This window comes from Alteromonas sp. G4i13 (assembly GCF_054960505.1).
In genome coordinates this window covers 1-21255 of the sequence record NZ_JBHNYX010000032.1, presented here as the reverse complement: position 1 = coordinate 21255, position 21255 = coordinate 1, and the positions used below count along the sequence as shown (strand labels likewise).

At 44.7% G+C, this 21255-nt stretch carries 22 protein-coding genes; 9 read left to right on the top strand and 13 right to left on the bottom strand.

Going from position 1 to position 21255, the window contains the following annotated elements; all coding sequences use genetic code 11:
* Positions 1-17 precede the first annotated feature (17 nt).
* The gene (gene prmA, locus ACFI6J_RS15225) at positions 18-896 is read right to left on the bottom strand and encodes a 50S ribosomal protein L11 methyltransferase (protein WP_061486807.1); all 879 of its coding nucleotides are present in this window, start codon (positions 894-896) and stop codon (positions 18-20) included.
* Positions 897-1187: 291 nt separating this feature from the next.
* On the opposite strand from prmA, the gene ACFI6J_RS15220 reads away from it, so the two are divergent.
* Positions 1188-1949, top strand: coding sequence for a substrate-binding periplasmic protein (locus ACFI6J_RS15220; protein ID WP_014951287.1), 762 nt, complete (start codon positions 1188-1190; stop codon positions 1947-1949).
* A 129-nt stretch (positions 1950-2078) separates the two neighbouring features.
* Positions 2079-3698 (top strand): amidase, encoded by a 1620-nt coding sequence (locus ACFI6J_RS15215; protein ID WP_156087235.1) that lies wholly within the window; start codon positions 2079-2081, stop codon positions 3696-3698.
* 98 nt (positions 3699-3796) lie between these two features.
* Here ACFI6J_RS15215 and ACFI6J_RS15210 read toward each other — a convergent pair whose 3' ends face one another.
* From ACFI6J_RS15210 to ACFI6J_RS15200, 3 genes are all read right to left on the bottom strand, one after another.
* Entirely contained in the window at positions 3797-4090 is a 294-nt protein-coding gene (locus tag ACFI6J_RS15210) for a high-potential iron-sulfur protein (protein WP_014951285.1), read from the bottom strand.
* 222 nt (positions 4091-4312) lie between these two features.
* Positions 4313-4942, bottom strand: a complete 630-nt coding sequence (locus ACFI6J_RS15205; RefSeq protein ID WP_061486805.1) for a flavin reductase family protein — start codon at positions 4940-4942, stop codon at positions 4313-4315.
* Positions 4935-5126, bottom strand: coding sequence for a zinc ribbon domain-containing protein (locus tag ACFI6J_RS15200; RefSeq protein WP_014980678.1), 192 nt, complete (start codon positions 5124-5126; stop codon positions 4935-4937). Before ACFI6J_RS15200 ends, ACFI6J_RS15205 begins: the two co-directional genes overlap by 8 nt.
* A 186-nt stretch (positions 5127-5312) precedes the next feature.
* Between ACFI6J_RS15200 and ACFI6J_RS15195 the strand changes: the two genes are divergently transcribed.
* From ACFI6J_RS15195 to ACFI6J_RS15185, 3 genes are all read left to right on the top strand, one after another.
* A complete protein-coding gene (locus tag ACFI6J_RS15195; protein WP_230598863.1) occupies positions 5313-5600 on the top strand; it encodes a hypothetical protein in 288 nt (95 codons plus the stop codon).
* Positions 5601-5717: 117 nt separating this feature from the next.
* Positions 5718-7853 (top strand): exonuclease domain-containing protein, encoded by a 2136-nt coding sequence (locus tag ACFI6J_RS15190; RefSeq protein ID WP_039228684.1) that lies wholly within the window; start codon positions 5718-5720, stop codon positions 7851-7853.
* A 102-nt stretch (positions 7854-7955) separates the two neighbouring features.
* Complete coding sequence (locus ACFI6J_RS15185) at positions 7956-8219, top strand: TIGR03643 family protein (protein ID WP_110288928.1); 264 nt, start codon at positions 7956-7958, stop codon at positions 8217-8219.
* 52 nt (positions 8220-8271) lie between these two features.
* Here ACFI6J_RS15185 and ACFI6J_RS15180 read toward each other — a convergent pair whose 3' ends face one another.
* From ACFI6J_RS15180 to cutA, 8 genes are all read right to left on the bottom strand, one after another.
* Complete coding sequence (locus ACFI6J_RS15180; RefSeq protein WP_156087233.1) at positions 8272-8712, bottom strand: hypothetical protein; 441 nt, start codon at positions 8710-8712, stop codon at positions 8272-8274.
* 250 nt (positions 8713-8962) lie between these two features.
* The gene (locus tag ACFI6J_RS15175; RefSeq protein ID WP_156087231.1) at positions 8963-9907 is read right to left on the bottom strand and encodes a hypothetical protein; all 945 of its coding nucleotides are present in this window, start codon (positions 9905-9907) and stop codon (positions 8963-8965) included.
* Between the two features lie 398 nt (positions 9908-10305).
* Positions 10306-11649 carry an acetyl-CoA carboxylase biotin carboxylase subunit gene (gene accC, locus ACFI6J_RS15170; protein ID WP_014999996.1) on the bottom strand — a complete coding sequence of 448 codons (1344 nt, stop codon included), beginning with the start codon at positions 11647-11649 and terminating at the stop codon, positions 10306-10308.
* Positions 11650-11663: 14 nt separating this feature from the next.
* Positions 11664-12128 carry an acetyl-CoA carboxylase biotin carboxyl carrier protein gene (gene accB / locus ACFI6J_RS15165; protein ID WP_039221534.1) on the bottom strand — a complete coding sequence of 155 codons (465 nt, stop codon included), beginning with the start codon at positions 12126-12128 and terminating at the stop codon, positions 11664-11666.
* Between the two features lie 14 nt (positions 12129-12142).
* Entirely contained in the window at positions 12143-12583 is a 441-nt protein-coding gene (gene aroQ, locus ACFI6J_RS15160) for a type II 3-dehydroquinate dehydratase (RefSeq protein WP_014951275.1), read from the bottom strand.
* A gap of 303 nt (positions 12584-12886) precedes the next feature.
* A complete protein-coding gene (locus ACFI6J_RS15155; RefSeq protein WP_014977754.1) occupies positions 12887-13696 on the bottom strand; it encodes a M23 family metallopeptidase in 810 nt (269 codons plus the stop codon).
* Between the two features lie 115 nt (positions 13697-13811).
* Positions 13812-15704: a protein-disulfide reductase DsbD gene (locus ACFI6J_RS15150; RefSeq protein WP_044583929.1), complete on the bottom strand. Its 1893-nt coding sequence runs from the start codon at positions 15702-15704 to the stop codon at positions 13812-13814.
* A 67-nt stretch (positions 15705-15771) separates the two neighbouring features.
* Entirely contained in the window at positions 15772-16086 is a 315-nt protein-coding gene (gene cutA / locus ACFI6J_RS15145) for a divalent-cation tolerance protein CutA (RefSeq protein WP_156087229.1), read from the bottom strand.
* Between the two features lie 214 nt (positions 16087-16300).
* Between cutA and ACFI6J_RS15140 the strand changes: the two genes are divergently transcribed.
* The 4 genes from ACFI6J_RS15140 (at position 16301) to ACFI6J_RS15125 (ending at position 19624) form a co-directional block, all read left to right on the top strand.
* Positions 16301-16825 carry an FxsA family protein gene (locus ACFI6J_RS15140; protein WP_156087227.1) on the top strand — a complete coding sequence of 175 codons (525 nt, stop codon included), beginning with the start codon at positions 16301-16303 and terminating at the stop codon, positions 16823-16825.
* Positions 16826-17146: 321 nt separating this feature from the next.
* The gene (locus ACFI6J_RS15135; protein WP_012520088.1) at positions 17147-17437 is read left to right on the top strand and encodes a co-chaperone GroES; all 291 of its coding nucleotides are present in this window, start codon (positions 17147-17149) and stop codon (positions 17435-17437) included.
* A gap of 40 nt (positions 17438-17477) precedes the next feature.
* Positions 17478-19115 (top strand): chaperonin GroEL, encoded by a 1638-nt coding sequence (gene groL / locus ACFI6J_RS15130; protein WP_156087225.1) that lies wholly within the window; start codon positions 17478-17480, stop codon positions 19113-19115.
* A 203-nt stretch (positions 19116-19318) separates the two neighbouring features.
* On the top strand, positions 19319-19624 hold the full coding sequence (locus tag ACFI6J_RS15125) for a hypothetical protein (RefSeq protein ID WP_126872088.1): 306 nt from the start codon (positions 19319-19321) through the stop codon (positions 19622-19624).
* 114 nt (positions 19625-19738) lie between these two features.
* Here the strand turns inward: ACFI6J_RS15125 and ACFI6J_RS15120 are convergent.
* The coding region (locus tag ACFI6J_RS15120) for a hypothetical protein (RefSeq protein ID WP_462557745.1) at positions 19739-21255 on the bottom strand (1517 nt) is incomplete at its 5' end.

The following is a 21255-nucleotide window of genomic DNA, read 5'->3' as shown; positions in this document are numbered from 1 at the left end:
CGGTTTATCACTCAAACTTAGTGTTTTTTGCCCGACACTCTCGCCCATTCGCCATCTATGGCACTGGGTTCAAGTGTAATATCTTGAGCGTACGCTTCTTCTATGCGCGTAACTTGCTCCGCCAAAATGCCAGAAAGAACTAACAAACCACCTGATTTGCAGTAATTTGTAATCACGCTTTGAAGTTCTAGTAATGGACCTGACAAGATGTTCGCCATCACGACATCGGCTTCAAGCTCAGGCTGGTCTTCAGGAAGGTATACATCCAAACGGTCTTCAACGCCGTTGCGTCGTGCATTTTCTTTTGTTGCTTGTAGCGCTTGTGGGTCGATATCAATGCCGATGACGCGTTTAGCACCCAATTTCAACGCAGCCAGCGCTAATATTCCAGAGCCACAGCCAAAATCGACAACGGTTTTATCTGTCATATCTATGCCGTCTAGCCAGCGCAAGCAAAGCGCTGTGGTAGGGTGCGTGCCAGTACCAAAGGCAAGCCCAGGATCTAACATTACGTTAACGGCGTTTGGATCGGGAACATCGCGCCAGCTTGGGCATATCCACAAGCGCTCGCCAAATTGCATGGGATGGAAGTTATCCATCCACTCTCGCTCCCAGTCTTTGTCTTCAAGTGGCTCAAGCTTATATTTAAAATCAGGGCCTAAGACTTTGGCTTTACCCAAGCGCTGAAGGATGCCTTTCATATCGGCATCAGCTTCAAATAAGCCGACGACTTGTGTATCGGGCCACAGTAACACTTCACCCGGCTTGGGCTCGTACATAGGGGTGTCTTTCGCATCCACATAGGTCACTGCTTGTGAGCCGTTGGCCGTTAGCATGTCGCCTATTGATTCTGCATGTTCAGAGGAGGTATTAATTCGAAGTTGTAGCCAAGCCATAGTTATCGTTCATTGAGACCTTTGCGCTTTATTGTACCTTTGCTTGGCAGTAAACAAAATGCAGGCAAGCGAAAAGCTTTCAGTAAATGAGAGCGCGATGCTTACAGAGGCATGATCAAATCTAACCACTTTGGTTTTCAACAGGCTCTCACGTACTCAATAAAACTTGGCTGCTCAATTGATTACGTAAGCCTCGAGAAAAACTAACCTTTTGTCGACTGGTGAAATTCTAATATAAGTTTATATTATGAGAAGGGTATCGTTTAATTTATAGTCTGGTTCATCTGTTGTATGCGCGCACTTTTATCTGCTGTTTGTTTACTGTGTTTTATCATACCGCTTAGCGCGAAAGAGCTAGATGTGGTTGTAGGCTGGAACAAGCCTCCATACGTTATTTCACAAGAGCACACCGGCTTTGAAGTTGACTTGGTGCGGGCGATCCTTGCTGAAATGGGATATGGATTGTCGCCTATTTATGTTCCTTTCGGGCGTACGGCAAGGTTATTAAAAGATGACGCAGTTGACATTGGACTTACCCTTAATCCTGCACACACGGTCGATCAAAGCATTTTATCTGAGCCATATATTATCTATCAGAACGTCGTGGTAACACGGGCAGACAGAGAACTGACGATAGACAGTATCGACGATTTGAAAGGTAAAAGCGTCATTGCTTTTCAAACCGCTCAATCGGTATTAGGTGAGGACTTTGGGCGAACTCTTGCATCGCAAACTACCTATATAGAAATGGCACGACAAGATCGTCAAGTGGACATGCTGATGCGCGGCAGTGTCGATGTTGCCATTCTCGATAGAAATATTTTCAACTACTTCAAATCTGCAAACAGTGCTTATGCCGAAGACGCAACCGTCTTTCATGAGCTTTTTCCTATATCGCCTTACAGTGCTGCGATCCCCGACCCAGCGCTAAGAGCCAAGTTCAACGCCACCCTTCGGCTATTTATTGAAGATGGGCGGTATCAGTTACTGCTTGATGAATATAAGCTCGATAACCTCCTTCATAAGCTTCCCGTAGCGGAAACGGCAAAATAATTCTTAGACAGTGAACTATTTCTGATTCAACGTATAAGAAACTAACATTACGTTACCTTCTATTGCCGTCAAACGCTGCATAATAAGAAGGAGTAACAGGCGCTAGGATCATACGTTAAGGAAAGGTTTATGTTGAAACAGGGTTTTTTGCTGGCCGTAGTCGTGCTATGCACTGCATGCGTGTCTCAAGCAAATCATACAGATAAGATTGAGCAATGGTTAGATAAGCCTGCTCACGTTCAGGCGCAAGCGATTGCGAGTGGCGACACGACATCTGCTGAGCTCGTTAGCGGTTATCTTGCGCGAATCGAACGGCTAGATGAAAAGGTAAATAGCGTTTTAGCGTTGAACCCTAACTCGCTGACCGAAGCGAAGGCCATCGATAAACGACTAGCGAATGGCGAGACGCTTGGCCCTCTGGCAGGTATTCCCGTGCTGCTAAAAGATAATATAGAAAGTAAAGAGATGCCCACCACAGCCGGCTCAATGGCGCTTATTGCTAATGACACTGGTCGCGATGCGCCTATCGTAGAAAAACTGAAAGCGGCAGGGGCAATTATTTTGGGTAAAACCAATTTGTCTGAATGGGCAAACTTTCGCTCTGAATCCTCTATCAGCGGCTGGAGTGCAGTTGGCGGGCTTACCCGAAACCCGCATATGCTATCAAGAAGTGCTTGTGGCTCGTCATCGGGCTCGGGCGCTGCCATGTCACTTCGCCTCGCGTCACTTGCCGTGGGCACCGAAACCAATGGCTCTATTATTTGTCCGGCATCCATAAACGGGGTAGTCGGCTTTAAACCAACCGTGGGCTTGCTTTCCAGAACTCACATAGTACCTATTTCTTTCAGTCAGGACACCGCAGGACCAATGACGTCTAACGTTCAAGACGCCTGGCTAATGACGGCAATCATGGCGGGCCCTGATGCAAGCGATAACGCTACACTAGACGCTGAGTCTCATCGCCCAGCTATGCCAACATCTTCAATGCTGGCTACAGATTTAAAAGGCAAGCGTATTGGTGTGGTTAGGTACCGCCAAGGCGATAACCCTCATGTGCTGGCTGTTTATGAAAGCGCGTTAAAGCAGCTTAAAGCATCGGGCGCGACGCTGGTGGACATCAGTGACTTCTCTCAGCCAGATTCATTTTGGGCAGACTCCTATAATGTTCTGCTGAGCGAGTTCCATCATAGTATTAACGAATACTTGTCGGGGTCGCCGGCAGAACTCCCTGCAAGGAACTTGTCTGAGCTTATCGATTTCAATAACAAAACAGAGCGCGAGTTAGCGTTATTCAATCAAGACATTTTCGAAAAATCGCTCGCGTCGGCAGCCATTGACAGCGAAAAGTATCAAAATGCACTGCGCCTTATTCAAGACACGGCGGGCAAAAATGGTATTGATACGTTGTTAGCAAAGCACAATGTTGATGTACTAGTTGCGCCCTCAAACAGCCCTTCTTTTTTAATAGATGGCGTATATGGTGACCATTCGCCTGTCGGTTTTATCGGTATCGGGTATTTGGCCGCAATTGCAGGATATCCGCATCTCACAGTGCCCGCTGGACAGGTGAAAGATCTTCCTGTGGGAATTAGCTTTATTGGTGGAAAGTGGCAAGACGAAAGCGTGTTAAAAATAGGTAGAGTCTTTGAAGCAAAACACGGCTTCTTCATTAAGCCTGGCCTTCTGCCTACACGTTTTGACAACCCAGCGCTAAAAGGTATCGAAGACGGAATTGACGTAGTTCGCTAGCGGGAAATGAGGGTACATAATCGTATTTCGCCTCAACAGAAACGAAAAAAGCCCTTGGTTTAACTCAAGGGCTTTTGAACGTCTTTTCTTTCGATTGGTTAGCCAGGCTTTTTCACCCAAGCGCTACACCAGCCATCAGCGTTAACAAGCTTATTAGGGAAAATGTTACAAGGGCGGTGTTGTTCGCCATCGGCGCCCTGCACGTACATGCAGTTTGCGCATTTTGCACCTTCAACAGTTGACGACGGTGTGTAGTTCAGTGCTTTTGCAGTAGGGTCATCAGCGCTCAATTGTTCTTGAGCCTGAGCACGTAACGCTACACCACCTAATGTAAGACCGATAACTGTCGAGCCAGAAAGCTTTAAAAAGTCACGGCGATTTACAGATTTCATAACATTCTCCTTAAGAGATAGAAACGATAATGATTCTTTTTTATTCAGTGCCTTAAACGCAAAAACCTGCCCAAAGAGGCAGGTTTTGTTTCATGTTTAAATACTATCTCTTTTTGAAAAAAGATCGAACGAAATGTCGCATTTTCGCTTGATCCAGATTAAATAAACTTCAGAGTTACAACCTTAAGTATTGAATGTAAGACCGCTGGACAGTTTATTAGTTCACTTCACGGTTAACTTTACATCGGGCTTTGCATACGCAAATTGCGCAATTCGTTGTGTGCTGTGGTAGCTGTCTAGGCCTGAGATACAGGCCGTTTGCGCTTGCTCTATATCTGCATAGCCGTCTGAATCTATTATTTGCTCAGGAACGTAGAGCTCCTGGATTTCGCCAATAACCATTTCGGTTTCATTAAGCAAAGTAAAATGCTGTGCTACTTTTAAGCCCATTTTAATTTCACTTTCTTTGACATACGGCGCACTGAAGGACTCACTGATCTGCGCGGTTAACCCAACGGCTTCAAATTCACTTTCATCTGGCGCATAGCGGGCTGATGTTTGGTGGGCTTTGTCGACCCAGTCAACAGACACGTGATTTAGCGTATAAAAGCCCTGCTGTTTTATATTGCTTAACGTATCTCGCGTGACGGTATGTGGACGCATGATCATGCCAATGAGAGGCGGGTTTGCACCGACATGAACAATAGAGCTCACTATAGCCAAATTGTTTGTAACGCCGTTTGTTGTACCCACCAAAGTCGCCGATTTAAAACCAGACAAACTATTAATTAGGTTTGCGCGGTAGCGCTGTGCAAGGGCGTCTATATCACCGCGGGTAAACTGCTTAGTCATTCTCTCTTTCTGCCTCTATCTGAATGTCATCACCGTGCTGATAAGCAGTAAGCTCAATGGGCTGACAACACACTTGGCAGTCGAGCACCTGTACTTGGCCAACATCGTTAATTTCATCTATTTCAACATCATTTGGGGCCATACAGTAAGGACAGGAAAAGCCCATGGAACGAGTTAAACTCATATTTAAATGCCTTTGTAATCACTAATGCTATTTGTTACGTAATGCAAAGACGAGTGGATTTTCTTTTAGACACGCCCCTTGTATCTGATTTTAAGAGAAAAGGACAAGACTGCCATTTGACGCTTATGAGTAATCAGAAAACTGGGTGCACAAATAATAGATGTGATAGACGAAAAAGGTGACCTTGTGGCAAATAAAGTTGGTCAATGCCCGTGCTGTAATAGAGAAACTCGCCTTACTTACCATCATCTTATTCCGCGAAAAATGCACAGGCGTACCTATTTTAAAAAGCACTTTAGCAAAGCGGAGCTTCAGGACGGCATTTACATTTGCAGACAATGTCACAGCGGTATACATCGATTTTATGATGAGATGACGTTGGCCAAACACTACTTCAATTTGCAGCGTTTATTGGCAGATGCGCAGCTTTCTTCGTTCTTTCATTGGGTGTCTAAACAGCGCGTACGCGTGTAAAAGTACACGCTGTGCACTATTAGCAGCAGATGTGATACCCAATCGCGGAGGATTTAATTTGATTCGCGTGGCTGTATAAATATACACTATTGGTGTTTTCATAGCCAAAGATACCTCATGCGAAAAGATTTACCGCCACGTTATTACCTTACACACTTTCACGAGTTCCTTGGGTTCTTTGAGGGTGCTAGCAGGGCGCTTCTAAGTGACGAAGCCACTGACTTTGTTAGGCGTTTTAAAGCGTTGGACGATGACAAACAGTGTATTGTTGTGCGCGCTGCAAATCGCAAGTACGCAGTGATTGACAGGACGCAGTTCAATTATAGCGAAATCGCTGTGCCACAAGAGCAAATAGATTGGCTTACCGACAACGGCTGGTTTGGTGACCTTACCCACGCTTCGCTTAATGACATCGCAGGTGTCTTGACCAAAGATGCTCTGCTTGAGCTACTTGCTGAATACGGCAGTATTCAGGGGCTCGCATCTCTCACCAAGCCTAAACTCGTGACGTTGCTTAATGAACATATCGAAGCTAGAGGCTGGCCAGAGCGCTTTTCGCTAGATAACTACTTAGTGTGCTTGTTCGACGATGCACTTCGCTATTTGCTGTTTATCTATTTTGGTAACACCAAAAGCCGTCTAAATCAGTTTTCTATGCGCGATTTAGGCGTAATGAGAACCCGTTCTGATTCCGTAACGGATACGGCGCGTTTTGAAACTAAAAGCGACGCCCAAGCGTCATGGTTTTACGCTAACCATTACAGCCAGTTAGCTTTTTATAACGATGATATGTTGCTTGCCATTGCCGAAGGTGAACTGCCCATTACAGAAGGTGTGTCGGCCTGTTTTTATCGCGACCAGTTTCTCTATGCATTAGGCCTAAAAGTACTGATGTTTGATAGAGCGAAAGGGCTAGAAGTATTGAAAGCGGCGCAAAGCGATAAGGCAAAAGAAAAGTGGTTAAGAGAGAGCTACAAGGACGGAAATGAAAATAGTGTTAAACAGACCCTTGAAGAGATAATTGATAATCCGCAATCGGATACGCTGTTAGCATTTGCAGAAGATTTCTATGCCCGTAAATACCACAAAAAACGCACCAGCACGGTTACCGACATGCTTCGCAATGCTAGCCGTACACTGGATATTGACGTAAGCCAAAATCAACAGGTTGAGCGTGGTGTGCTGGCGCATTATGCAAGGCGCGGCATTGAAGGCTGGCGCACGGAAAACCGATTATGGCGCAGTTTGTTCGGCCTTACCTTTTGGAAGCAACTTTACGAAGAAGACACGCTGGTTACGGAGTTTGATCGCAGACCATTATCGCTTAAACAGAATAACTTTTACGCTAAGTTTGAACACAGTATTGAAGCGTTGTTACAGGCGCTTGATAGCAAAGAAAAACTGCGTTTTCACATTCACAAAATGGCCACGATGCACTATGGCAAAGTTAATAGCCTGTTTATGTGGTCTAGTCATTTGCTTACGCCTATAGAAGCGCTAATTGAGCATGGTTCGCTAGATTCGATTTATGCTTTACTTCGCATGATGTGCAAAGACTTTGAGAGCCTCCGAGATGGCTTCCCCGATATCATGGTATTTGACGGCGCACTTCGCTTTGAAGAAATCAAAGCGCCTGGCGATCAGCTTCGCCGAAATCAGCTGGTTTCAATTCAACGTTTGCAGCAAGCTGGATTTGACGTTGCGGTAACAACAGTGAAATGGATACGCGACCCAGCACAGCCTTATGTTGTGGTAGATATAGAGACCACTGGAGGAAACAGCAGCTACAACCGGATTACCGAAATAGGTATGGTAAAACTTGTTGGTGGGAAAGAGGTAGACAGGTTTCAAACCCTGTTAAATCCGCAGCGCCGCATTCCTAGCAACATTACCCGCCTTACTGGAATTTCGGATGACATGGTGGCAGATGCTCCGCTTTTTGCTGAAGTAGCGGAACACGTGGCAAATTTCACCGAAGACGCTGTGTTCGTGGCTCACAACGTAAACTTTGACTATGGGTTCATCAAGCAAGAGTTTGCAAGACTAGAGCAAAGTTTCAGGCGACCCAAAATGTGTACCGTTCGTGAAATGCGTCGCACCTATCCTGGGCTGCCTTCTTACTCGCTGGCAAACTTAACAAAGCATTTTCACATAGAAATGGAGCAGCATCACCGCGCGCTGAGCGATGCGAAAGCCGCCGCCGAGTTGTTGAAGCTAGCGTTTGAAAAAGACGATGAGCAAGTGAGCGTTTAAGTCGGCCACTAATTGTTTGTAAGTTTAGTGTACTTGAACTGAACAAAATGAGCCGAAAATAAGTATGTAGTGGGGTTAAACACGCATATTGAGATGTAAGAAATGGCATTAACTGAAGAACAAGAATCACGGGTAATTGAAATGGCGTGGGAAGACCGTACGCCTTTCGAGGCAATAGAGCGTTTATACGGGCTGCCTGAAAAAGATGTGATAAAGCTTATGCGTAAAAATCTCAAACCGAAAACCTTCAAGAACTGGCGAGAGCGCGTGTCGGGTAGAAAAACCAAACATGCCAGCCTGCGCCCTGAAGGTGTGGACAGAGGATACTGCCCCTCTCAGTACAAATTTAAAGGCGCTAATAAGTAGCGTGTAGAAGCCTTTCCTATAGAAGCGGAACTGCCTTACGTTGTAGCTGCCTTTATTTTTTGGGAGGCGAAATAGTAGTAATCGGCAAAAGAAACGCAGTTAACTGCTGACGCATGGGGGTAGGAAAAACGATCGTGTTTTCTGATTGCAAAATACTCTTCGCGTGTTGAACCTGACGCAATAGATTTTGATAGGTGTCGTTATTTTGCTGAATCGCTTCTACCTTGTTCATGACAAGCTCAATGAACTCTGCAGGAGAAACGTCTGCATGTTGTTTGATCTCAAACGCCAGTGCCTTTAGCACGTAGGCTTCCCACTCCTTTCTATAACTGTCTTTCAGCCGTTCCGGGTAAAGCGTTAAGTCAGATATATCTTGCGCTAAGTCTACGATATCGAGAGGATCATCAAAAAGGACGCGAAACGCAAGCAGCGCTTCATCGGAGAGTCGGGAAATGGGAAGTTTTTCTTTGAACTGAGCGTAACGGCTGGGCACAAGAACACCTTCAAATTACGATTATTAGAGTTAAACAATACGAGCTTTAACGCTTCATTAGACTAAAGTTTAATAAACTCAACTTTAAGTTTAAAGCTCAAGAGATTAAAAATACGTAATCTGCGGTAACTGAACTCACAATGGCGACAAGCCGTAATTTATTATGCACTGTTAAAGTGTGTACGCGTTCTTGCTGTTTGGCCCATCGTTTGATGGGCCTTTTTTATGTGGTGTAGGCGCTTTGTTTCATTCAACTATCGAAGGAGAGTTTTACTCCTGCCAATAATCGACTGACACTATCTACCACATCAGCTCTTATAAACCATTCAACATCATGCTTCTCCGATAGCACGCCACTAAATTCCAGAGAGCCGCCGTGACCTGTTCCTAGGAAGTCTTCAATTAATTCAGCGCGCTCACCAAAACTACTGTCTATATAGGAATAGTAAGCAAAATATTCGATAGGATATGATGTGTTAAAAGCGCTTGCAGCGAATTCGCCGCTGGTGCCCACTACAACTTTCGCAGCACTTTCATCAGTACGATGCACTAATTCAATGAACGCGGTATCTTGTTCATTAATACGTAATCGATATTCTGCCCTGGCAAATGTACCGTTCAGCATTCTTTCAAAACTGGCTTCATAGCTATGTCGTTCCCCCATCTTTGCCGAATATTCAATCTCAAAGTATTCATCTTCTTCACCAACGTTAAACGCCTCGGAAGCTTCGGCATTCGCCAGTTGCCCCACCACTATTTCAAGAGCAGTGTTGTTTTGCAGCTTTCTCACGTGGCGAATGCCAGTAATCCATCCATCTTTGGACAAGCCTGTTGAAGAAACTCGCCCTTTATAAGTGGGAATAATGCCTAGTTCAGTTTTGCCCGCATTTGTTTCATGCCTGAGGTACAGTCGTCTTGCATAAAGATAATCGGTTGTGTCGCTACCAAACGTATTGTGGCTAGATGAAAAGTCATCGCCAGTAACAATAAAACTGTTTACTGACCATGTAGAAGTGAGGGAGAGCGATGGATAGTAACGCAATCGATATTGTTCACGGCTAGGGCGATTGGAGCGATTATCGTAACGCACTTGGATATCGAGTTTCTGTGAGAACGAAGGCGTGGTGTCTTCAGCACAAGCCTCGGAGAGCGAGCCGCATAAGAATACACAAATAAAAATAGAGATTACCCTCACGCAATTTCCCTTCTCATTTCCAGTTAATCAGTTTATACATCAATCATAACTTTTTCGGACAGATAAATTTCGCTATGTAGATAAAAAGCGAAAAAAAAGCCGGCAAGGTTGCCGGCAATAAGTGGAGTGGGACTCCAATGAGTGGTAAAACACACAAAAAAGGGAAGGTCTTAAGGGAGATGTCTTAAAACTTGTACGCAGTATAGAGTGGGCGTTTAAATAAAAAAATCGTTAAAAACTGATTGTGGTAATCGGAAAATTAGAATTTGCTGAATAGCGAATAGCGAATAGCGAATAGCGAATAGCGAATAGCGAATAGCGAATAGCGACAAGAAAGTAGTAGCGGACTATAAGAAAATTGGGCTACACAAAAATACAGCGTGTAGCCCAAAGGGGGATTAGGCTAAACCTAATTTCTTCTCTAAGTAGTGGATGTTGGTTCCACCGGCGAAGAAGTTTTCATCGGCCATAATGGCGCGTTGAAGTGGAATATTCGTTTTAATACCCTCAACCACAATTTCTTCAAGAGCATGGCGCATACGAGCAATCGCTTCGTCGCGGCTTTCACCGTAAGTTATAAGCTTACCAATCATTGAATCGTAGTAAGGTGGCACGTGGTAACCCGCGTAAATATGCGACTCCCAACGAATACCCAAACCACCTGGCGCATGGAACATGTCAATTTGACCAGGGCTAGGAATAAAGGTTTTAGGGTCTTCTGCGTTAATTCGACATTCAATGGCGTGGCCACGAATTTGAATTTGCGACTGATCAATAGACAATGGCTGACCCGCTGCAATGCGAAGCTGCTCTTTAATAAGATCAACGCCAGTGATCATTTCAGATACAGGGTGCTCTACCTGAATACGGGTATTCATTTCTATGAAATAGAATTCGCCGTTTTCATATAGGAACTCGAACGTACCTGCTCCGCGGTAGCCAATTTCGATACAGGCTTTGCGGCAACGATCGCCAATCTTGGTACGCATTTGCTCAGAAATACCCGGTGCTGGGGCTTCTTCCACTACTTTCTGGTGGCGACGCTGCATTGAACAGTCACGCTCACCTAAGTGAATGGCGTTACCTTGGCCATCAGCAAGTACCTGAATTTCAACGTGACGTGGGTTTTCAAGGAATTTTTCCATGTAAACCGTTGAGTTGCCAAAGGCAGCACCCGCTTCCGCTTGTGTTGTTTCGATGGCTTTAATCAACTCAGCTTCGCTGCGAACCACGCGCATACCACGACCACCACCGCCGCCTGCAGCTTTAACGATGATTGGGTAACCAATGCGCTTAGCAATGGCTTTGTTGCGCTCTACGTCGTCAGTTAGCGGGCCGTCGGAACCGGGTACACACGGTACGCCTGCTTTTTTCATGGCGTTGATAGCAGAAACTTTGTCACCCATAAGGTTGATAGTTTCAGCTTTAGGGCCAATGAAAATAAAGCCGCTTTTTTCTACCGCTTCAGCAAAGTCTGCGTTTTCCGCTAGGAAACCGTAACCTGGGTGAATTGCAATAGAGTTAGTGACTTCTGCAGCAGCAATAATGCGAGGAATGTTCAGGTAGCTTTCGGTTGCCGATGCTTTACCAATACAAATCGATTCGTCAGCCAGCAACACGTGCTTCAAGTTTTTATCCGCAGTAGAGTGCACTGCTACGGTTTTGATGCCTAGTTCTTTACAGGCTCTCAAAATACGCAGGGCAATCTCACCACGGTTAGCAATAAGTACTTTATCTAGCATAGTTAAGCACTCGCTTATTCAATGATGAACATTGGCTGGTCGAACTCTACAGGATCTTGGTTTTCAACCAAGATTGCCTTAACCACGCCTGCTTTATCTGCTTCAATTTGGTTCATCATCTTCATCGCTTCAACGATACAAAGCGTGTCGCCAACTTTTACTTGCTGACCAACTTCTGCAAACGGTTTTGCCGTTGGTGAAGATGCACGGTAGAACGTACCTACCATTGGAGACTTAACAACGTGACCCTCTGGCTGTGCTGGCTCAGCTGGCGCTTCAGACGCAGTGGTAGCTGCCGCTGCTGGAGCTGGTGCCATTTGCGGTGCCGCTGGTGCTGCAAAGCTGTAGTTCATTGGCGCTTGAACACCCGTTGGACCACGGTGGATGCGTACAGACTCTTCGCCTTCAGTGATTTCTAGCTCGGCAATGCCAGATTCTTCCACTAGTTCGATGAGTTTTTTAATCTTTCTAATATCCATGTTCTGTCTCTGCTTTATTTATGCGATTTCGGTAAGTTGATTGCTGCAGTTAGCGCGAGCGAGTAGCCCATGGCACCAAGGCCAACAATGACGCCAGCTGCAACATCAGAAAAATAGGAATGATGACGAAACGGTTCACGGGCGTGAACGTTCGACAAATGCACTTCAATAAACGGGATATTGACACTTAATAATGCATCGCGAAGGGCGACGCTGGTGTGCGTGAAGGCAGCAGGATTAATAATAATGGCATCAACAGTACCCATAGCAGCGTGCACGCGATCAATCAGTTCAAACTCAGCGTTTGACTGAAAATGCGTTAAGGTCACGTTGCTTGACGCAGCCTGCGCCTGCAAATCATCTACGATGTCTTGCAAGGTTTGTGTGCCGTATTTGTCGGGTTCTCTTTGGCCTAACATATTCAGGTTAGGGCCGTTCAATAACAAAATATTCATCTAGTTTGCTGCTATCTTCGGGAAAAAGTCACGGTTATTGCCATTTCAACAAACTTTTGTGACAGTTGCACGAAAAAAAGCCAATTAATTTGCTCGTTTATTGTGTTAAATGCTGATTATAGTGATAGATAAAGATTTCGCAGCAAAATACTGGTCTAATCAGGTGTTTTCGGCGCAAAGTTTATTGGGAGGTTTGCTTATTGGCTGCCTGTGAAACCGCAGCATGCTGCACTCTCAGAAGGCGTTAGTGGGGGAAGAGATAGTAGTTTTAACGAAAAGTATCAGTATGTATTGCTATAAATGCTAAGGCGAGGCCTTAGTTAGGGCGCTGTCGAAGGAAAAGGGGACACTTACGTACTTACCATGGAATTTGGCTACATATATGCCAAAGTGAAGGTGGGGTAAGGAAGAAAACCCCGTATTGCCGGTATAACCGATAAGCTGCCCGCGTTCCACGACTTGCCCTCTTGTCACAGCAACACCTTTATATTTCAGGTGGTAGTATTCGCCGGTGGTTCCGTCGCTATGAAGAATAACAACGTTGTTAGCGTATTTTGCAAACTTCGGCGTTGGCCCGCCTTTCGTGCCGTCATCTTTCGTGTCGATCACTACGCCTTCCCGGGCGGCTAAAATAGGTGTACCTACAGGCGCGGCAAAATCGAGAGCATACCTTGACGCACCAGAATGACTAAAATTGCCGTTAAAGCCTTGAACAATACGGTATTTGCTAGCTGGCTGTAGCGGTGGCAGATACGTATAGGCGTTGTCGTGTATCGCGTCTACGCGCCCCACCGTCCATTTAACGCGCATAGATGCCCAGAATGCGTCGGCATTTTTTACTACGCCAAGGGGCACTTGGTCATTGGTATCTAAAAATGCGTTAACGTGGGCTTTTGATCTAAGCTCCCCATTGCCTGTGGGAATGTCTTGCATCACATTGGAATACAGAGTTAGCGCTACGGGCAATTCTACTTTTCTCTGTACTGAGACTAAATAAAGAGAAGAAGACGAAGGCGTAAGCTCAAAACAAAAGCGTTTGTTATCAAAGCACCCCGTGGTTTTCGCTGTTACTGATAGGGAAAAAGTGAGCGAAATAAATAAGAAGGCCTGCATTGAATCCAACCTTCTTTTCTGAGCCCCGTTTCTACCCAAGATAAAGAGAGCAGCGCTTCGCACCGCTCGCCATACTCGCCATATGAGAAGAGGAAAGTCCTGGAATCGACGCTCCTTAGTCCAAGCGACCACTTTGACCGTCATTAGTGTTAGACCCATCGTTAAGCCATTCGTTAACGTGACCGGCAAAGGCGTCTGCTTTCATAAATCCAGTGACGCGGGCTTTGGTTAGCTCGTCGCCGTTTTTGTCAAAGAACAAAATAGTCGGCAAGCCAAGCACCGTAAAGGTGTCGAAAATCTCCTGACGTTCTGGTGTGTTATCGGTAAGGTCCATTTGCATCCATACCGTATTGCTAAGTGCAGCCACAACATTTTCGTCTGGGAACGTGTACTTCTCGAACTCTTTACACGCCACGCACCAGTCGGCGTACAAATCGACCATTACCGTTTTACCTTCAGCGTTAGCCGCCGCAATTTTATTACGTAAGTCTGCCAAGTCTCGCGCAACAACAAAGTCTGGGTGCCCTGCGTGAACACCATCAGAGTGCTCACCCCAAAGCCCTGTGTTTAGCCCTGCTTGATAAATAAGGCCAGCACTTCCCATAATGCCTATTGCCACCACAACAGCACGTACAAGCTTCATCAGTGAGTTTTTGCTGGCGCGATTGAGTACCCAGTAGTAACCGAATAAACCAAAGCCAAGCAACCCCCATAGGAAGCCAGTGGCTGGGCTATTATATAAACGCTCAATAAACACAATGGCCACGGCAAGCATCATAAAGCCGAAGGTGACTTTAACCACATTCATCCAGTTACCTGCTTTAGGTAGCAGTTTTCCTCCTGTCATGCCGAACAGGATAAGTGGAACACCCATACCAATACTTAACAGGTAAAGAGAGATAAAGCCCAGCGTCATGTCGCCAGTTTGGGCAATAAATAGCAATATGCCGGTGAGCGGCGCAGTGGTACAGGGCGAAGCGATAAGGCCAGATAGTACACCCATAACAAACACACCAGCGAAACTGCCGGGCGTTTGGTTGTTACTCATGTGAGTGAGCTTTTCTTGATACTTTGCTGGCAGCTGAATTTCAAAACCACCAAACAGAGCAACGGCGAGCGCCACAAACAGCACAATGAATACGCCCAGCACAACTGGATGTTGCAAAGCAGCCTGAAATTGCGCCCCTGCCACCGCTACTACCAAGCCAAGCAACGAGTAAGTAATCGCCATACCTTGTACATAAACAAAGGTTAACCAGAATGAATGAGATGCGGTTTTAGGCTTGCCCTGACCAATCACAATGCCCGACACAATGGGGTACATAGGAAACACGCAAGGCGTAAAGGCGAGGCCTACGCCTAGGGCAAAAAATAGAGCTAAAGTGAGAGCAAGGTTATCTTTATCGATCAGCCTTTGCGCTAAATCGAACTGCTCGCTTTGTGGAGACGACGAGGTAGACGCGCTATTTGATTCTGTAGTCGCATCAGCGTTTGCTGCCGTATTGCTTCCGACTTCATTTAAATACACCACTTTTACTGTGGGCGGGTAGCAAAGGCCGGCATCAGCGCACCCCTGATAGCGAATTTTAACTACTCCGTCACTGAGTGCTGACTCAATGGGTAGGGTAATAGATACGCCGTTGTAAAATACTTCAGACTCACCAAAGAACTCATCTTCAATCATCACCCCGCTTGGGTAAACAGGCTCGCCAATTTCGGCTTGTTTAGCCACAAACTTAAACTGTTTAAGGTATAAGTAGTAGCCGTCAGCAATGTCGAAATTTAAAGTAAGAACGTTATCTTGTTGACTAAAGTCAAAAGCGAACGCTTGGTCAACATCGAGAAATTGGGGCTCATTTGCAAATGGGTCGTCAAAAGCACTTGGCACTTGTGCGAACGCAAACGTAACTAACAGCGACATCAAACAAAGCACTGACAATACGGACGCAATAAAGCGACGAAACAGCGAAGCCAACGATAGGCAAGGCGAAGGCAAAAGGGTAGTCATAAGGTTGTCATTCATTTTAATCTATTTTTACGTCTTAGTTATTCTTGTTCAGAAAATACGGGTTCAGTTAGCGCTGCAGTGTGTTTTGTAGCCAATGCCCATAAGCGCTGCTAGCCTCAGCATTAAGTTCTAACCATTCAGGGACATCGTACGGATGTAGTTCGCTTACTCTATCGAAGGCCTGTAAAACGTGTTGTGTGTTCGTTTTAATAAGCAGTTGGCACTCTGCGTCGGTTTCCACCTTCCCCTGCCACTCATAAACGGACTCTATACCCTTGATTATGTTGACGCAGGCGGCAAGCTTTTCTTCAACGAGCGTGCTGGCAATTAACTGCGCTGTCTTTTCATCGGGCGTGGTGCACAATACAAGCTTAATTGTCATAAACGTTTCCTACTTTATTTCGCGCCTGTTACTTTGCTAGTGGGTCGATATGTAATTGACCTGAAAAGTCGCACTATTCTTTCATAGCTACAGTATATCACGGTCGTTATCGGTCGCTTTAAGTGGCTATTTAAGCGAAAGGGTGGGCACCTTTTCTTGTTATTACGTACAAAGACCCTATAACAGGTTATGAATACATGAAAGAGGAAGCATTTTGCGGGTTTTATTTATACTGTTTGCCCTATTACCTATTTTAGAGATTGCGTTGCTGATAAATGTGGGCAGCGTGATCGGTGGTTGGAATACCGTTGGCTTGGTACTTCTTTCTGCCTTTATTGGTGCTTACTTTGTTAAACGCGAAGGCGTGAGTACACTGCAAACTGCACAAGAAAAAATGCAGCGAAATGAAGTGCCAGGAAAAGAGTTGGTTGAAGGTTTGATGCTGGTGGTTGCGGGTATTCTTCTGGTTACCCCAGGGTTCATTACCGATATCTTTGGCTTTTTGCTAGCAATGCCAGGCTCTCGCCACTTTTTTGCAGCTCAAGTTAGTAAGCACATGAAAATGCGCATTGTCACACCTGGTATGGGAGGAGGCGCAGCTGGCTTTGGGCAAGGTCAGTCGCCATTTGGACAAAGTCCTTTTGGTGATCGCCCTAACTCGCCCAATAGTGATGGTGATGTGTTCGAAGGCGAGTACACCGATCACACCACCAACGACCCGGATAAGCGCTTAAAATAACTATCGACCGTTGACCTTTGATGTATAGCAAAGGTCAACAGGCTCTAGCCTCACTACAGATCCCATCAGGTTATGAGCGCCGATTACCACGATAAACAGCGTTTACATATTTAATAAAAATAAGTATTTAGCGAAAAAATCAATTTTTTTACATTTTTTTGCTTAAAAACCCTTGAAGTTATCTGGGTACTACCCCATCTATCCGTGCAGAAACGATTTTAACTGCTCAGCAATGAGCAACCTTAAACACACGGCATTTAGATTGTCTGAATGTCGATAATTACATTCATTTGAATAGTGGAATTTTCAGGAGACTTGAAAATGGCAATTCGTCCTTTACACGACCGCGTAATCCTTAAGCGCGCAGAGCAAGAAAGCAAATCTGCAGGCGGTATCGTTCTGACTGGTTCTGCAGCAGAAAAATCTACACGCGGCGAAGTAATCGCAGTAGGTAACGGTCGCATTCTTGAGAACGGCGAAGTTAAAGCGCTAGACGTTAAAGTAGGCGACACCGTTATTTTCAACGACGGTTACGGCGTTAAAACAGAAAAGCTGGATGGTGAAGAAGTACTAATCCTAAGCGAAAGCGACATTCTAGCGATTGTTGAGTAATAACAACTAACGTTAAAACGAATTTTAGAGGAATTTAATCATGGCAGCTAAAGAAGTACGTTTTGGTGATGACGCTCGCAGCAAAATGCTAAAAGGCGTAAACACACTAGCTAACGCAGTTAAAGTAACACTAGGTCCAAAAGGCCGTAATGTTGTTCTAGACAAGTCTTTCGGTGCACCTACTATCACTAAAGATGGTGTGTCTGTAGCGAAAGAAATCGAGCTTGAAGACAAGTTCGAGAACATGGGCGCTCAAATGGTAAAAGAAGTTGCGTCTAAAGCGAACGACGAAGCAGGTGACGGTACAACAACTGCTACTGTACTTGCTCAAGCAATTGTTACTGAAGGTCTTAAGAGCGTTGCAGCGGGTATGAACCCAATGGATCTTAAGCGCGGTATCGACAAAGCAGTAGCGGCAGCAGTTGAAGAGCTTAAAGCCCTGTCTACTGACTGTGCAGACAGCAAGTCTATCGCTCAAGTAGGTACTATCTCTGCAAACTCTGATGCAGAAGTTGGCGACATCATTGCTCAGGCAATGGAAAAAGTAGGTAAAGAAGGTGTTATCACTGTAGAAGAAGGTCAGGCACTTCAAAACGAACTAGACGTTGTTGAAGGTATGCAGTTCGACCGCGGTTACCTATCTCCATACTTCATCAACAACCAAGAAAACGGTACTGTTGAACTAGACAACCCGTTCATCCTATTGGTTGACAAGAAGATTTCTAACATCCGCGAACTACTTCCTACCCTTGAAGGTGTAGCGAAAGCGGGTAAGCCGCTAATGATCATCGCTGAAGATGTTGAAGGCGAAGCGCTTGCTACACTAGTAGTTAATAACATGCGCGGTATTGTTAAAGTTGCAGCGGTTAAAGCACCAGGTTTCGGTGACCGTCGTAAAGCAATGCTTCAAGACATCGCTATCCTAACTGGCGGTACAGTAATCTCTGAAGAAATTGGTCTAGACCTTGAAAAAGTTCAGCTTGAAGACCTAGGTACTGCTAAGCGCGTAGTTATCAACAAAGACAACACAACAGTTGTTGACGGTAACGGCGACCAAGAAGCGATTGAAGGCCGTTGTGCTCAAATCAAAGGTCAAATTGAAGACTCTACGTCAGACTACGACAAAGAGAAGCTTCAAGAGCGTCTAGCTAAGCTTTCTGGCGGTGTTGCAGTAATTAAAGTTGGTGCAGCAACTGAAGTTGAAATGAAAGAGAAGAAAGACCGCGTAGAAGATGCACTACACGCAACTCGCGCAGCGGTTGAAGAAGGTGTGGTACCTGGTGGTGGTGTAGCACTAGTTCGCGCAGCAGCTAAACTTGCTGACCTTACTGGCGACAACGACGACCAAACAGTAGGTATTAAGCTTGCACTACGTGCAATGGAAGCGCCTCTACGTCAAATCTCTATCAACTCAGGTGCAGAAGCATCAGTAGTAGTTAACGAAGTGAAGAACGGCGAAGGTAACTACGGTTACAACGCAGGTAACGACACTTACGGCGACATGCTAGAGATGGGTATCCTTGACCCAACAAAAGTAACGCGCTCTGCACTTCAGTTCGCATCTTCAATTGCTTCACTAATGATCACAACTGAAGCAATGGTAGCTGAACTACCTAAAGACGACGCACCAGCAATGCCTGACATGGGCGGCATGGGCGGAATGGGCGGCATGATGTAATTGCCTGTTCCTCCCTTTGCTGTTGATTTATAAAGGTTTATTTTTCATATGTAGAGACGTATGTAGAGACAATAATAGAGCCTTTTGATCTAACACGGCATTGAGACCTAAAAAAGCCATCAAGATAATACTTGGTGGCTTTTTTGCTTTTAGTGTGTAGCTTTTTTGTATGCAGGTCAGAATATATCTTGTTGGGAGGATTTATGAGTAGTCGTGAAGAGTCAAAGGAAATAGCCTTCTTGCTGAAAAATGGCGATTGGGCTTTCCCTGTAAAAGTTGAAAGTGAAAAAACGGGGAATCTTTCATTTAGGTCTGCGCCCAAGGACGTAAACAAATTTGGATTCGATTGGAATAATAATGAAGTTGAAGTATCTGAAGTAGAAATGATTGATGATGTGTTGAATAAAGGAAGAAGGACACGTTGTACGTCTACTTCTCAACCTGATAAGGCTAACCTCAGAGGTAAGTCATCAAGAGATGTCGTAGGTTTATATATACTCCATCGTTAGGTATTTTCGTACCCACAATCTCAGGGGGGGATGACGTAGCACGCACCTCACCCTTTAGATTGCAGCGTATCATTACAATAAATAAAAGTGTCGTTTATTTAAGTGGGCTTTTAGCTATCTGGACTCAAACAATCCAATCAAATGGTATGCTATTTCGTTGTCATCAATGTTCTTTGCAATTAATAAGCATTGCTTTACATGATCAGGTTCCAAGGCTTGTACTGATGCTTCGTTGATGAATTTATCTCTTAATTGTTTATTAGCATCCTTGTATAAAACGACAGCGAGAGAATATTCAGAAGACTCATGAGGGCATAAAATAATCATGTTCTTGTGACCTACTTGTTGCCAAGTGTGGTGCACTCTCTTGGACAAACTTTTTATCATATTGCTCAATTGAACTTGGTCTTCAGGTACATACATATTTAGTATGCAACCTATTTCCGTCCACCTTGGGGTTGAGCGTTTTTCGAGTTGGTTGAATATCTCAGTGAATAATTTAGATGTTTTAGGTTTAGGCTTTTGGATTGATACACCGGCATCTTTAGCCTGATAGTAACTGTCTATAGAATCAGACATTCCGCTAATATCTATAACGTGATCTGTGGCATAATCACTAAAGTTTCCTAAAGCTAAAAACGTCGATAGGTAAAGCCCCAAATAATCTAGCTCGTCTCCCATAAGATTATATTGCCTTTGAATTATGCTTCGTCTTTCTAAATAGTGGAGTATTTGTACTGGGTGCTCTAGCAAATCAAATATTGTCTCAAAATCAGCTAAATTGGTTGAAGGGCATGACTCATATCCATCTGGTAGCCAGCCAGTATCTTCGAATAATTTCAGATTAGTTTGTAAAGTGGCAAAATCCTCTAGCGAAACTGAAACTCGAATAACTTTGTTAATTTTTGAAATGTCGATTGGTAGTTTGTCGATTAATGGGTCATTCGTATCCGGATTTTCGATTAATTCTTTAATCTTTTCAGCAAACCTAAATGACTGAATGCTAGGATCAATATAAATTTCTTTGAAGTGCTTTTTGATTCGATCCGGAGCACCTCTCAAAGCTGGCTTGGTAATATTGTGTGATTTGGCCTCTATTATTAGTGCATGAGAATCTATGAAGGTGATTAGGTCTGTCTCAAATGTTTTTCCCTCGAAATCCCATTGTATTCCGGAGATTGTATGAGATTCAGGAAACCTCGTTTTTACTATCTCTTCTATCTTTTCTTCTAGATATAGCGCTCTTCTTTCATGAAGTTTGTCTTTATCATAACCTTCGATTAGATTGTCTAGACTGTTCAAGGAGAAACTAAAAAACACTTGTGGGAGTGGACAGAAGTACTCTGACTCTCTTTGGAATATAGGTCTTGTCCAGATAGGGTTATCAAGAAATATGAAATCCTGATTGTGGGTAGCAAGTTCACCGCTTTCGAGTGAAAAATGGTTTAGTATTTTTACTATAGTCTCTTGTGCAATGCTTAACTCTTGACTTAATTCTTCACAATCTATGTGATACATGTATGGAGTGAATAAGTCATAGTGAGAAAGCATGAGGAAAAATAACTGTTTGAAGGGAGTTCTATCGATAGCTAAATCCTCAAACAGCTCTTCGTTGTCATTCACTGAGAGAC

What these genes read in the sequence shown, in the direction of transcription:
- ACFI6J_RS15220 (WP_014951287.1), top strand. Translation starts at nt 1,188, where the DNA reads ATGCGCGCACTTTTATCTGCTGTTTGTTTACTGTGTTTTATCATACCG.
- ACFI6J_RS15150 (WP_044583929.1), bottom strand. Translation starts at nt 15,704, where the DNA reads ATGACTACCCTTTTGCCTTCGCCTTGCCTATCGTTGGCTTCGCTGTTT.
- cutA (WP_156087229.1), bottom strand. Translation starts at nt 16,086, where the DNA reads ATGACAATTAAGCTTGTATTGTGCACCACGCCCGATGAAAAGACAGCG.
- ACFI6J_RS15190 (WP_039228684.1), top strand. Translation starts at nt 5,718, where the DNA reads ATGCGAAAAGATTTACCGCCACGTTATTACCTTACACACTTTCACGAG.
- ACFI6J_RS15185 (WP_110288928.1), top strand. Translation starts at nt 7,956, where the DNA reads ATGGCATTAACTGAAGAACAAGAATCACGGGTAATTGAAATGGCGTGG.
- ACFI6J_RS15210 (WP_014951285.1), bottom strand. Translation starts at nt 4,090, where the DNA reads ATGAAATCTGTAAATCGCCGTGACTTTTTAAAGCTTTCTGGCTCGACA.
- aroQ (WP_014951275.1), bottom strand. Translation starts at nt 12,583, where the DNA reads ATGAATATTTTGTTATTGAACGGCCCTAACCTGAATATGTTAGGCCAA.
- accC (WP_014999996.1), bottom strand. Translation starts at nt 11,649, where the DNA reads ATGCTAGATAAAGTACTTATTGCTAACCGTGGTGAGATTGCCCTGCGT.
- ACFI6J_RS15135 (WP_012520088.1), top strand. Translation starts at nt 17,147, where the DNA reads ATGGCAATTCGTCCTTTACACGACCGCGTAATCCTTAAGCGCGCAGAG.
- groL (WP_156087225.1), top strand. Translation starts at nt 17,478, where the DNA reads ATGGCAGCTAAAGAAGTACGTTTTGGTGATGACGCTCGCAGCAAAATG.
- accB (WP_039221534.1), bottom strand. Translation starts at nt 12,128, where the DNA reads ATGGATATTAGAAAGATTAAAAAACTCATCGAACTAGTGGAAGAATCT.
- ACFI6J_RS15125 (WP_126872088.1), top strand. Translation starts at nt 19,319, where the DNA reads ATGAGTAGTCGTGAAGAGTCAAAGGAAATAGCCTTCTTGCTGAAAAAT.
- ACFI6J_RS15205 (WP_061486805.1), bottom strand. Translation starts at nt 4,942, where the DNA reads ATGACTAAGCAGTTTACCCGCGGTGATATAGACGCCCTTGCACAGCGC.
- ACFI6J_RS15200 (WP_014980678.1), bottom strand. Translation starts at nt 5,126, where the DNA reads ATGAGTTTAACTCGTTCCATGGGCTTTTCCTGTCCTTACTGTATGGCC.
- ACFI6J_RS15215 (WP_156087235.1), top strand. Translation starts at nt 2,079, where the DNA reads ATGTTGAAACAGGGTTTTTTGCTGGCCGTAGTCGTGCTATGCACTGCA.
- prmA (WP_061486807.1), bottom strand. Translation starts at nt 896, where the DNA reads ATGGCTTGGCTACAACTTCGAATTAATACCTCCTCTGAACATGCAGAA.
- ACFI6J_RS15155 (WP_014977754.1), bottom strand. Translation starts at nt 13,696, where the DNA reads ATGCAGGCCTTCTTATTTATTTCGCTCACTTTTTCCCTATCAGTAACA.